Annotated in this window: 6 protein-coding genes; 4 read left to right on the top strand and 2 right to left on the bottom strand. The window is 67.3% G+C overall.

Annotated features, from left to right (window positions below; all coding sequences use genetic code 11):
* Positions 1-6: 6 nt before the first annotated feature.
* From OG474_RS00495 to OG474_RS00480, 4 genes are all read left to right on the top strand, one after another.
* Complete coding sequence (locus OG474_RS00495) at positions 7-1,665, top strand: hypothetical protein (RefSeq protein ID WP_405060143.1); 1,659 nt, start codon at positions 7-9, stop codon at positions 1,663-1,665.
* Positions 1,666-1,763: 98 nt separating this feature from the next.
* Positions 1,764-2,741, top strand: coding sequence for a LacI family DNA-binding transcriptional regulator (locus OG474_RS00490; RefSeq protein ID WP_405060142.1), 978 nt, complete (start codon positions 1,764-1,766; stop codon positions 2,739-2,741).
* Between the two features lie 98 nt (positions 2,742-2,839).
* Positions 2,840-5,728, top strand: a complete 2,889-nt coding sequence (locus tag OG474_RS00485) for a family 43 glycosylhydrolase (RefSeq protein ID WP_405060141.1) — start codon at positions 2,840-2,842, stop codon at positions 5,726-5,728.
* Positions 5,729-7,598: 1,870 nt separating this feature from the next.
* Positions 7,599-9,449, top strand: a complete 1,851-nt coding sequence (locus tag OG474_RS00480; RefSeq protein ID WP_405060140.1) for a DUF222 domain-containing protein — start codon at positions 7,599-7,601, stop codon at positions 9,447-9,449.
* A 689-nt stretch (positions 9,450-10,138) separates the two neighbouring features.
* Here the strand turns inward: OG474_RS00480 and OG474_RS00475 are convergent.
* Positions 10,139-11,884: a glycoside hydrolase family 35 protein gene (locus OG474_RS00475; RefSeq protein ID WP_405060139.1), complete on the bottom strand. Its 1,746-nt coding sequence runs from the start codon at positions 11,882-11,884 to the stop codon at positions 10,139-10,141.
* A gap of 26 nt (positions 11,885-11,910) precedes the next feature.
* Positions 11,911-13,257 (bottom strand): ABC transporter substrate-binding protein, encoded by a 1,347-nt coding sequence (locus tag OG474_RS00470; protein WP_405060138.1) that lies wholly within the window; start codon positions 13,255-13,257, stop codon positions 11,911-11,913.

Below are 13,257 nucleotides of genomic sequence, written 5' to 3'. Positions count from 1 at the left end.
AGTGCGGTGGACCAAGAATTCCTCGGGTTGCTGACGGCCGCCGGAGCGGCCCGGATCGCTCGGGTACGGCGTACTGGGCCGGATCGTGAGGTCGATCCCCGGCGGCTGGCGCGGGAGCTGCGACGCCTGGTGGCCGGCTACGTGGGGGAGCGGTCGCCGGATCGCCACGATGAAGTCGTGCGGGAGTGGATGCGGCTCCTGACCGGGGACCTGGTGGCGCGGCAGCACGCGGACGGGACCTACGACATCGGGAACCTGCACTCGCCGCCCGATACGGCCTTCCTGATCCAGGACCTGTGTGTGGTCTGGGAGCTGCTCGACCGAGACGATCACGCGGCGACCATGCCGATCCGGTCGGCGATCCACCAGATCCTGGCGAAGGCCGGCCCGGCGCTGGCCACCGGTGGTGTGCACACCCCGAACCATCGGTGGGAGGTGTCGGCGGCGCTGGCCCGGATCAACCACATCCTCCCTGATCAGCGCTACGTCGATCGGATCGACGAGTGGCTGGCGGAGGGGATCGATGCGGGGCCGGACGGGATCTACAGCGAGCGGAGTGCGATCTACGCGGCCGCGGTGACGAATCCCTCGCTGCTGACGATCGCGTGGCGGCAGGATCGGCCCGAGCTGATCGAGTTCGTCCGGCGCAATCTGGCAGCGACGCTGCATTTGCTGGAGCCGAACGGCGAGGTGGACGCGGTCGCGTCCCGACGGCAGGACCAGTTCGGGATCCGCGATGTCTGGGAGTATCTCCTCCAGTATCGCGAGCTCGCGCTGCTGGACGACGACGGCAGGTTCGCCGCTGTTGCGCAGAGCATCGAGCGTCGTGGGGCCGGTGAGCTCGGAGACTTCTTGGCTGAAGTGCTCGAACGTCCTGAGCTGGCAGAGCCGCTGCCGCCGCCGGCCGACCCGCCGACCGACTTTGTCCGTGAGTTCCCGTCACAGGCGTCGGTGCGGATCCGGCGGGGGAGTCGGACGGCCACCATCTTCGGTGGGACCGACTTCCACAACCTTCCGGTGATCGCCTCCGGCCTCTCGGTCAACCCGACGTTCTTCAAGATGCGGGCGGGCGATGCGATCCTCGACTCGGTCCGGCTCGCACCGCAGTTCTTCGGCACCGGGCATTTCCACAGCGAGTACCTGCGCCGGTGGTCGCCGGCTGTTGTGGAGCTCGGTTCCGAGGTCGCGGTGCCGTACTACCAGCCGCTGCCGGCGGAGCGCCGTACCGAGGACGGCCGGTATGCGTTGACGCCTGACGGCCGGTTCTATGCGTCGATGGACTTCGGTCAACGCGCCAGGGACTACCGGACGTTGCGGACCGCGATCACGGTGGCCGAGGTGGGGAACGGGTTCGACCTGACGTTCGAGCTGGCCGGATCTGAGACGCCGTACGCGATCGAGCTCTGCTTCCGGCCGGGTGGCGTGCTGTCGGGTGCCGTCGCGATCGATGGCTCCGGCAACTACCAACTGGAGTCCGGTACGGGCGTGTATGCGGTGGGCAACGATCGGATCGAGTTCGGCCCGGGCTCCGGAGTGGCTCGCGTCGCGATGGATCCTGGCGAGCGATATCGCATGCTCAACGGAACGCTCGTGCCCGACGGATTGCGCGTCTACCTGACCGGCCGCGCACCCGCCACCCAGAGACTCGAGTTCAGGACGGCCTAACGGTCCTTGACCACGGCCTTGTTACCGCGAACACTGGCCTCTGGCACACGTTTGCAGTGATCAGGGGGTTCGGATTGACCAGCGGTAGGCAAGCGAGCTTGACCGATGTCGCGGACCTCGCGGGCGTGTCGCACATGACGGTCTCCCGGGTGGTCAACAAGACCGGCCCGGTGAGTGCGGCGACCCGGGCCAAGGTGCTCGCGGCGGTGGAGAAGCTCAGCTACCGGCCCAATTCGGCGGCTCGCGCTCTGGTCACCGGCAAGTCCGGCATCCTGGGCGTGGTCACGCTCGACTCGACCCTGTACGGCCCGGCCAGCACGCTGTACGGCATCGAGCACGCGGCGCGGGAGGCGGGCTACTCGGTCACGATCACCAGTGTCGGTACGCCGAACAGTTCGGATATCGCGGAGGCGATCGAGACGCTGCGCCGGCTGGCGGTCGAGGGCATCGTGGTGATCGCGCCGCATGCGGCCGCAAGCAAGTCACTCGAGAGCGCGCCTCGCGACATCCCGCTGGTCGCAGTGGGCGGCGGTCAGGCAGCGCCGGTCCCGATGATCGCCGTCGATCAGGCCGACGGCGCGCGCCGGGCGGTCGAGCACCTGCTCGCCCTCGGTCACAAGACCGTCTGGCACGTGGCCGGGCCGGTCGACTGGCTCGAGGCCCAGGATCGTGAAGCGGCCTGGCGGCAGACCCTGAAGCGGCACCGCGCTCGGGCGCCGCGCATCATCCGCGGTGACTGGAGCTCGCGCTCCGGGTACGCCGCTGGTCAGGCGCTGGCCCGCGAGAAGGACCTGACTGCGGTGTTCGTGGCCAACGACCAGATGGCGCTCGGCCTGCTTCGCGCCTTCACCGAAGCGGGGATCGCGGTGCCGAAGGACGTGCATGTCGTCGGCTTCGACGACATCCCGGAGGCGGCCTACTTCAGTCCGCCCCTGACCACGGTCCGGCAGGACTTCATCGAGGTCGGCCGCCGGACGTTCCGCCAGCTGGCCGAGCAGATCGACGGCCGCGAGCCGGCGGCCCGCGACGTCGTACCGGCCGAGTTGATCGTCCGGGAGAGCACCGGGCCCAGGTAGCTTCACCGCGCCGGCGGTGCAGGTGAGGCCTTGACGGACTGCGTCCGCTCGGCCACAGTACCAGGACTGTTAACGCTAACATCCTGGTGAGGTGTTCCGTGAAGATCCGCATCCGCCCCGCCCTCCTCGCAGTCGTCGCTCTCCTTTGTGGGCAACTCTTCCTGCCGGTCGCCCGCGCCGACGAGGTCCGCGGCAGTTCGACGGCGGCGCCGTACGTCGGCTATGTGTTCAGCTACTTCACCGGCAACTCGGTCGCGGGGGAGAAGATCTACTTCGCGGCCAGCCGTGGGAACACCGCGCTCAAGTGGGACGAGCTCAACAACGGCCGGCCGGCGATCGAGTCCACCAAGGGCACGCTCGGTCTGCGCGATCCGTTCCTGATCCGGTCTCCTGGTGGCGACCGGTTCTTCCTGATCGCCACCGACCTCTCGATCGGCCGCAACGGCGACTGGGATGCGGCGCAGCGCCACGGCAGCCGCTATCTGGAGGTCTGGGAGTCCACCGATCTCGTCACCTGGTCGGAGCAGCGGCATGTCCTGGTGTCGCCGGAGACGGCCGGTAACACCTGGGCTCCTGAGGCCTACTGGGACGACTCGCTGCAGTCGTACGTCGTGTTCTGGGCATCCAAGCTGTACGCCGCGAACGACCCTGGGCACACCGGTTCGACGTACAACCGGATGCTCTATGCAACGACTCGCGACTTCCGGACCTTCAGCGCGCCGGCGATCTGGCAGGACCGGGGTGAGTCCCGCATCGACTCGACGGTGATCAAGGAGAACGGCGCCTACTACCGCTTCACCAAGGACGAAGGCGGTGGTGGCACCGGTTGCTCGGACATCATCCAGGAGAAGTCCACGTCGCTGACCGCGGTCGACCTTCCCGGCAAGCCCGCGTGGGCGATGCAGGACTCGTGTATCGGCAGGGACGCGGGGACGTCGGCGGTCGAAGGGCCGACGGTCTTCAAGTCCAATCCGGGTGACACTTCCGGCTCCAAGTACAACCTGTTCGTCGACGAGTACGGCGGCCGCGGCTACATCCCGCTCGGCACGAACAGTCTCGAGGCGCCGGACTGGAAGGTTCCGCCGAAGTACTCGCTGCCGGCCAGCCCACGCCACGGCACGGTGCTACCGGTCACCCAGGCCGAACTCGACCGGCTGCGCAACGGCCTGGTCCTGCCGGACCCGGTGAGGGCGGATGCGAACGGACTGGTCGCGCACTACCCGTTGAACCAGACCAGCGGCACCAAGGCAACCGACGTGACAGGCCATGGGTACGACGGCGTCGTGGCCGGTGACGCGAGTTGGGCCGGCGGCGCACTCAACCTCGGCGGCACGAACGGGCACGTGAAACTTCCGAACAACCTGATGGCCGGCCTCGGCGCGATCACGGTCTCGGCCCGGGTCTGGATCGACCCGGGGCAGGCGACGCCGTACTTCATCTGGGGGCTCGGCAACACCGCGAGCGATATCGGCAACGGCTATCTGTTCACCACCGGCAACGCCTACCGTACGTCGATTGCCAGCGGCAACTGGTCGACCGAACAGACGGCGGCGGCGTCCGGCGCCGTACCGCGTGGGGTCTGGAAGGCGCTCACGTACACGCTCACTCCACAAGGTGTTGCCACGATCTACCTGGATGGAGTCCAGGTCGGGCAGAAGACCGGTGTCACCATCGATCCGGGCGATATCGGTGGTGGTCGTACGACGGCCAACTACATCGGGCGGTCGATGTACACCTCCGACAAGTACCTCAAGGGCAAGGTGCGCGATTTCCGGATCTACAACCGGGCACTGTCGGCGGCCGAGGTCCGCGATTCCGATGCGGAGCCGCACGCAGTCCTCGGTGTCGAGCTGGCGAGCCTCAAGGCGCCCGCGGTCATCGACGACGCGTCGTCGACCATCACGTTGCCAGTCGTCCCGGGTACGGACGTCAGCAAGCTTCCACCGGTCTTCGGCCTGGTCTCCACCTCGAAGATCGCGCCGACCGGCCAGGTCGATCTCACTTCGCCCAAGACGTTCATCGTGAAGGCGAAGGACCGGACCATGCGGGCCTGGAAGGTCAAGACCGTCGAGATGCGCTCCCCGGTGCTGCCGGGCTACAACGCTGATCCGAACATCGCCGTCTTCGGCGATACCTACTACCTCTACGTGACCAGCGACGGATTCCCCGGCTGGGGAGGCAAGGACTTCTACGTCTGGAAGTCCAAGAACCTGAGGGACTGGCAGCGATCCGCGAAGCCGTTCCTCACCCTCGACGGAGCGAACGGCAACGTGCCTTGGGCGAGCGGGAACGCGTGGTCGCCGACGATCATCGAGCGCGGTGGCAAGTACTACTTCTACTTCTCCGGGCACAACCCGACGTACAACCGCAAGACGATCGGCGTCGCGGTGGCCGACAGCCCGGAGGGCCCGTTCACCGCGCAGCCGACGGCGATGATCCTCAACAACGAGGCAGTCACGTCGGGTCAGGCGATCGACCCGGCCGCCTTCCGTGATCCCCGGACCGGGAAGTACTACCTGTTCTGGGGCAACGGCTCACCGGTGTACGCCGAGTTGAGCGACGACATGCTGACCATCAAGGCGGCGACGCTGAAGCCGATCAGCGGTCTGACCAGCTTCCGCGAAGGGGCCTTCGTCAACTATCGCCAGGGCCTCTATCACCTGACCTACTCGATCGACGACACCGGTTCGCCCGACTACCGGGTCGGCTACGCGACGGGGCCGAGCGTGGACGGGCCATGGACCTACCGCGGCGTCATCCTCGAGAAGGACCCAGCACAGGGAATCCTCGCGACCGGCCACCACTCGATCATCCAGATCCCCGGCACCGACGACTGGTACGTCGCCTACCACCGCTTCGGCATCCCCGCCGGCGACGGCCAGCACCGCGAAACCACCATCGACCACCTGGCCTTCGCCCCCGACGGCACGATCACCAAGATCAAGCCAACCCTGACCAGCATCACCCCAGTCGTCCTTCCCGGGTAGGGCGGCCAACCACCGCGACGGATCTTCCTGGGTGGACAATCCCGCCATATCCCGGGGGTCCGCATACCCCGTGGGGGCTGTGAACAGGGCATACCTTGTTCAAGCCCACCGGTTCTTGTTCACGCCCATGGGTTGTGGCGCCTCGCCGGTTGTTCCGGCGGCTCGGATTTGGGCGGCGGGGGTAGGCGGTGGCTGGGGTCTTGGGTCGGTCAGTAGCCCCTCCGTCCCGAAGGTGCTCGTCCCGTCCGGCCGCTTGGATCCGGCCGACGACGTACGGCGTGGCTGGTCGCCGCTGCGGCCGGTTTGACTGAAGCAGTGTGGCTGGGGTGGTCTTTGGCTGGGGGAGTTGGCGAGGTCGGTGACCGAGGCTCGGGTTGCTTGGGCTTCCGGGCTTCGGTTGCGGTGCGGACATTTGAGCGGATCTCCGGCCAAGTTGCTCGTTCTCCCCTCAAATATTGAGCAGAGAAGGGTCAGTTTGAAGGGATATCCGGTCAAATGACGCGGGCTGCGGGACAGCGCGGTCACCAGCCGTCCTTTCCGGACCGCAACCCAAACCCGCCAGCCCCGAGCAGTGCTCACTTCTGGCCGCCCACCTTGCCATCGGGGCCGCAGCCCAAGCCCGCCAGCCCCAAGCAGTGCTCATCTCTGGCCGCCCACCTCGCCATCCACCCCAGACACCGCGGCGCCCAACCATGCTGTCTTTCAGATCGGCCGGACGCGGCGATCAACTACAAACCCACGTCCCCGGCCGAGTCCTTTCGGTCTGTACCCCGCCCGACCGCCAGAGCAGCTGACAAAGACAGCCGCGGCTAGCCAGGCCGGTGGCTGAACTGGATGGCGGGCGCGGACCTGTGCCACTGACCAACTCACTCCAGCGAAGGCTTTCGGGCGGCGGTTGAGCGTGGTGAGGTAGGCGCGGCGGAGGTTGGTCAGTGGTGGCGGTCCGCGAGAGAGGTTGACCAGGCCCCATGACGCGTCGTCTCGGCTGGCCGCGCCGATGCGGGCCGAGGGGTGACGCGCTATCCGGTGGATTTTGGGGACCCGGTGACGAAAATCGACCGGCTAACGAACGTCGCGAGCGGTACCGCCCGGTGGGACAGCTCACCTACTAACCGGTGCACCGAGTGAGCCGGAACCAAAGACCGTCAACCCCAAACAACGGACACCCAATCACCGGCCCCTTCTCGGCCCGCAACCAAAGCCCGTCGACCCTAAGGCAACGGAAATGCGGTCACCGACCCTCTCTCCCGAACCGCAACCAAAGCCCAGAAGCCCGAAGCCCAGGCGACGCGAAGTTGGTCACCGGCCTGATTTGCCGGACCACAACCAAACCCAGAAGCCCAGGCGACGGGAAGTTGGTCACCGGCCTGCCTTGCCGGACCGCAACCAAAGCCCGTCAGCCGAAAGTAGCCGGAGCCTCTGTCGCGGCCTCGCCATCCGGCTCAGCCGCCGCGGCGACCAGCGATGCTGTCTTTCAGATCGGCCGGACGCGGCGAGCAACCACAAACCCACGGCCCCGGCCGAGTCCTTTCGGTCTGTACCCCGCCCGACCACCAAGACCAGCCAATGGAAACGCACAGCGAGCAGAGCGCATGGCTGAGCCGAACGGGGAGCCCGGCGACCGCGCTCCCCGTTGCCTGAGGCTGACGGGCTACGGCTTGGGCGCGTGATGTGGGCGGCTGGCCGGAAACTCTTCGGCGCCAGGTGACGAAAAGTGTCCGATCAACACGATCAGCGCCGCCTGATTGGGCTGCGGCCAGGTGTGGGCTGTTTTGTGGACACCAGCCCACACCAAACAGCCCACACATCCTTTGCATATAAGGGGTTCTGGGCTCGAAAACTGTCGGTGGCCATGGCTATGCTTATGGGTATGGAGATCTTGGCGATGCCACCGGTGTACATGCAGAGCGGCGGTGAACTGCTGTCGACTCTCGACACCCTGATGGCCACCGCCGCCCTGGTCGAAACCCTGAAACTGCAAGTCATGGGCCGCCTCGACGAAATCGGCACCGCCCAAGAACTCGGCGCCCGCGACACCACCGAACTCCTCGCCCAGCGCTACCGCCTCGTCCCCACCGACGTCCGCAAAGACCTCACCTTCGCCAAGAACCTCCCCAAATACTCCGCCGTAGCCGACGCACTGCCAGAACCTGCCGACCCATCGAAGTCGGAGTCGGCGGAGTCGTCGGGGTCGGCGGTTCTGGCGCCGGACTCGGCCAAGGTCATCGTGTCCACGTTGGAGAAGGCGCCGGCGACGGTGCCGGTTGAGGTTCTGGACGTCGCCGAACGGGAAATGATCCGGGCCGCCGAGCACACCAACATCCGTGAGCTCGCCAAGTTCGGCCGCGACGTCCTCGCCCGCCTCGACACCGACGGGCCAGAACCCGCCGAAGACGAAGCCCACAAGCAACGGTCACTGCGGCTGCGGGATGTTGAGGGCGGGGTGAAGATCACCGGGTTCCTGCCCGGCGCCGCCGGGGAACAAGTCAAGACCCAGATCCACACTCTTGCCAAGCCCCACAAGACCATTGACGGTGAACGTGACCCGCGGACCCTGGAACAGCGCCAAGCTGATGCGTTGATGGGGATCTCGGATGCTGCGGCAGGCAACCCCGACTACCCCGGCGTACCGCACCTGACCGTCACGATCGACTTCAACGACCTCAAAAACGCCCTCTCCAACGTCCCCGACGCCTTCAACAGCGCGGCCGGCGCGAGCGGTGCGGCCGGTGCGGCCGGTGCGACCGGCGCGAACGGTGCGAACGGTGCGAACGGTGCGACCGATGCGACCGGTGCCACGGGTGGATCGGGTGGGATGGGTGAACTGGTGTTCGGCGGCAACCTGTCCGCCGGCGCCGTCCGCCTGCTCGCCTGCGATGCGGCGATCTTGCCGATCGTGCTCGGCGGGGATTCGCAGCCGCTGGATGTCGGCACCGAGCAACGGTTCGTGAACCGCTACATCCGGCGGGCGTTGAACAAACGCGATAAGGGCTGTGTGGTGTGTAAGGCACCGCCGTGGATGTGTCATGCCCACCACGTGATCCATTGGGTCGACGGCGGACCGACCAGCCTGCAGAATCTTGCCTTGGTGTGTTCTGCCCATCACCGGGCGGTTCATAAGAACCAATGGACCATCACCATCAGCGGCGGTGTCGTCCACGTCACCAGGCCGAGCTGGGCCGATCCGCCTCCACCGGACCCGGTCGCGCTTGCTGCTATGGCTGCGTGGGTGACCCCTGTCCGCAACACCGACGCGACCGCTAGTACCAGCGGCCACGCCGGTGGGGCCAGCGCGGCTACTGCCAGCGCGACCAGTGCAGGCGGGGCCGGTGCCCGCGTGGACGACGTCAGCAGAGCTCACGCCGACGACGCTGGTACCGGTTCGGCCGGTTCGGCCAGTGCCAGCGAGGCTCGTGCCGACGAGGGCAGTGCCAGCAGGGCCAGCGCCAGCAGGGCTCGTGGTGACGAGGGCGGTGCCGACACTGCCAGCGATAGTAGGGCTCGTGTCGACGTGGACGAGGTCAGCGGGGCTCGGTTCAGCTGGGGCGATGCCGGGAGCGACCCGATGTACGAGCAGCCAGCCCGGCTACCGGCCGCCAGCGCCCTGCCCAACGCCGCGCTCGTCGCAGCCCGCGAAGCCTTCCGTGAACGGCTCATCGCACTGGCACCGGGCTACACCGATCCCTGGGGTACGGACGACACCCCAGCAGCAGGACCGTAGACCCCGACCGGCTGGTGGCTCGCGGCCCCGACCGCCACAACCCACCTCGAAACGGCAGCCCGGCGCTCGTGGATCACCAACCACAGCGCCGGATCAGCCACGCGCCACACGATCCCGAACTGGGCGTGGAGCTCCCGCCACAGTCCCCGGGCAGGTTCACGTGGTGGCGTGGGGCGGCATCAGCAGCCACGGCCTCGGAGGTGGCCGCGTGGTGCATGGTGCATGGTGCCGGGGAAAGGGCCGCGGCGTCGGGCTAGCCGAGCACCGCCAGCGCCCGGAGGTAGTAACCACTGCGGCACGTACGGCGGGCTGGAAAACTTAGCGTCGGTTGGCCGCTAACCGCGTGATCCCAGTGCATGATCATCGCGCGTCGTTCGATCCCGGGCTGCCGGCCACGGCGCCGCCAGCCGCCAGCCGCCAGCCAGCCCACCAGCCCAGCTGACCGGGAGGCTGATATCGCGGCAGCCGAGCGCTGATCCGTCGGATCGCTCGGCAACCTGCTTTGGTCGGGTGGCGTGGCGACTGGCCACCTCGTGTGTGGCTGACGGAGTTCATGCCTGGCTCGCGGATCGGGCGGTGGGTTGGTAGATGACGCCTAGCTTGTCCAGCCCGTCACCGCAGCAGCTGGTGAAGCCGGTGATTTGCCAGCCGGTGGGTGCGGTGTAGGTGATCGTGTTGGCGGTCGACGGTCAGAGTTCGACGGGGCCGAGGTCTGGGGTGGGGGTGAATCGGGCGGTGAGGTCGGTGGGGGTGTCGAGTTCGAGGATGACGAGTTCGTTGGTGCCGGGGCGGAGGACGGGGCCGGGGATGTAGACGGTGTGTTGGGGACCGCGGCGCCAGTAGCGGCCGAGGCAGAAGCCGTTGACCCAGGCGAACCCCTTGCCCCAGGCATCTGTTCGGAGGAACAGATCGGTGGCTTCTTCCACGGTGAAAGCGGTTCGGTAGGCAGTGGGGCCGACGCCGGCCGCGGACGGCAGGGCTACCTTCCACAGATCCGGTACGGCGTCGAGGTCGATCGCCAGCGTCTGCCAGCTGGAAGGTGTGGTCGCCCCGACCTGGAGTGGTCCGATCAGACCCTTCGGCTCGCCGATGCGTGGACCGTAGTTGACGCGGCCCTGGTCTTCGACGACCAGTTCGAGAACGCCGCGGCCGCGGGGGAGGGTGATCGCGCGGTCGTGGTCCTCGCGGCTCAGCACGCCGATCGGATCGCCGTCGAGGAAGACGTGCGCGCGGTCGCGGACCTCGCCGAGTTGGAGGACGACAGGACCATCGAGGTCGAGCTGGGTGCGGTACAACGCGAACTGCGCTTCGAGGTCATCCAGGCTCGGCAGCCCGTCGTGCGCGCGCCAGGTACCCCAGCTGTCCGGCCGCTCCAGCAGCCGGATCGGTTCGCCGAGCGTCGCTGTGAACTCCGACGCAGCAGGGGGCCGATCGAAGTCCGGGAGCGGCGGAACGGGAGCATACCGAGCAATGACTGAGCGGAACGCGTGGAACTTCGCCGTCGGCTGTCCGGCCTCGTCGAGGGGCGCGTCGTAGTCGTACGACGTGACCGTCGGCTGGTAGACGCCCTTGTCGTTGGCGCCGTTGGTCAACCCGAAGTTGGTCCCACCGTGGACCATGTAGATGTTCACCGAGGCACCCGTCGCCAGCAGCGCGTCCAGCTCGGCGGCCGCGTCCGTCGCGGAGGTGGTGTGGTGCGGTCCGCCCCAGTGGTCGAACCAGCCGTCCCAGAACTCCATGCACATCAGCGGACCGGTCGGTTGGTGGACCCGCAGTGTCTCCAGGCGCTCGACACTCCGGGATCCGAACGAACCGGTCCGCAGTACGCCGTCGGTCCCGCCGGCGGTCAGCATCGCGTCCTCCGGCTGGTCGACGGTGACCAGTGGCACCGTGATGCCCTCGGCGCGAAACAGCTCCACGAGCCATTTCAGGTACGTCGAGTCGTTGCCGAAGGCACCGTACTCGTTCTCCACCTGCAGGAGCAGGACCGGTCCGCCCCGGTCCACCTGCAGCGGCTGCACGATCCGCAGTACCTCGGTGAGGTACTCGCCGACGGCGGCGAGGTACTGCGGCTCGTACCGACGAACCCCCACGCCTGGCTGCCGGAAAAGCCAGGCGGGGAGGCCGCCGTTGTCCCACTCGGCGCAGATGTACGGGCCGGGCCGGACGATCGCGTGCAGACCCGCTTCGGCCACCCGGCGCAGGAAGAGCTCGAGGTCGAGCATCCCGCTGGTGTCGAACACACCGCGCCGGGGTGAGTGCGCGTTCCACGGCACGTAGGTCTCGATGGTGTTGAGACCCATCAGCCGCGCCTTCTCGATCCGGTCGGCCCAGTGGTCCGGATGGATCCGGAAGTAGTGCAGCGCACCGGACAGGATCCGGAAGGGCCGGCCGTCGAGCAGGAACTCGGACTCACCGATCGCGAAGTCTGGCATATCTCCCTCTTGTAGGTGTAGAGCTGTCAGCCGTTGACAGTGAAGCCCTGCTGATTGCCATAGGCCACTAACGCGTCCTGCCAGGATTTCAGCCCGTCGTCGAGACCGGACTTGGACTGGTACGACTTGCCGACGGTGTCACCGAAGATGCTGTTGGCGTACAGCTGGTACGGCAGGTAGCTCCAGCCGGGTGCCACGGTACTCGCGGCGCCGGTGAGCACCTGGTTGATCTCCTGACCGCCGAAGTAGGCACTCTTCTTGCCCACGAACTCGGGCGCCTTGAGATCGGCCGTTGTCGCGGGGAAGCCGCCGCTGGTCAGGAAGGTCTTCACACCGTCACCATTGTTCAGCCACCGGACGAACGCCGCCGCGAGCGCCGGGTTCTGGCTCTGCTTGAGCACGGCCTGCGTGCTGCCGCCGTTCTCGGCCGTCACCGGCTCTCCGTCGTACGTCGGCATCGGGGCGACCCGCCACTTGCCGGCACCGGCCTTCACCGACGACTCCAGCACACCGGGCATCCAGGCGCCGGTGGGCAGGGTGGCGATGGTGCCGTCACCGAGCGCCTTGAACCACGCGTCGGACCAGCCGGGGATGCTGGACACGAGTCCACCCTGGACGAGCTGGTTCCATTCGCCGGTCCACTTCTTGGCGCCGTCGTCGGCCAGGTTGATCGTCACGCTCTTGCCGCTGGTGCTGAACGGCTTGCCGCCGGCCTGCCAGATCATGCTGGTCGTGAACCCGGCGTCACCACTGTCGTTGGTGATGAACTTCTTCGGGTCGGCCTGGTGCAGCTTCTTCGCCGCCGCGACGTACTCGTCCCAGGTCTTCGGCACGGTCAGCCCGTACTTGTCGAAGACCTCCTTGTTGTAGAACAACGCCATCGGTCCCGAATCCTGCGGCAGTCCGAACAGCCCTTCCCCGGCGTGCACCGCGGCCCAGGTCGACGGCGTGTACGCCGACTGGAACTGATCGAAACCGTACTGCCGCAGATCGACGAGCGAGCCGGGGAGTGCGAACTGCGGTAGCGCCTGGTACTCGACCTGCGCGACATCGGGAGCACCCGAACCGGCCTTGATCGCGTTCTGCAGCTTGGTGTACTGGTCGTTGCCGGTCCCGGCGTTGACGAAGTTCACCTTGACGTTCGGATACGCCTTCTGGAACGCGGCGACCTGTGCCTCGGCGGACGGGGTCCAGCTCCAGTAGGTGATCGTGCCGCCCTTCTTGAGCGCCTCGTCCACGGCAGCGGGGGAGCTCTGCTGCTTGCTGTCGCCTCCGGTGCCGGAGTCCTTGCTCGATCCGCAGGCAACCAGGACCAGCGACATCGCCGCGATCAAGGCGCCGCCGGCCACCAGCCGGCGGGGGGTTGACTTCAT

Source organism: Kribbella sp. NBC_01505, assembly GCF_045040285.1.
GTDB lineage: Bacteria > Actinomycetota > Actinomycetes > Propionibacteriales > Kribbellaceae > Kribbella.
Note: the sequence above shows the minus strand (reverse complement) of the source record. Positions and strands in the feature narration are given on the sequence as shown.

Coding starts and splice junctions, on each gene's coding strand:
- OG474_RS00470 (WP_405060138.1), bottom strand. CDS start 13,257: ATGAAGTCAACCCCCCGCCGGCTGGTGGCCGGCGGCGCCTTGATCGCG.
- OG474_RS00475 (WP_405060139.1), bottom strand. CDS start 11,884: ATGCCAGACTTCGCGATCGGTGAGTCCGAGTTCCTGCTCGACGGCCGG.
- OG474_RS00480 (WP_405060140.1), top strand. CDS start 7,599: ATGGAGATCTTGGCGATGCCACCGGTGTACATGCAGAGCGGCGGTGAA.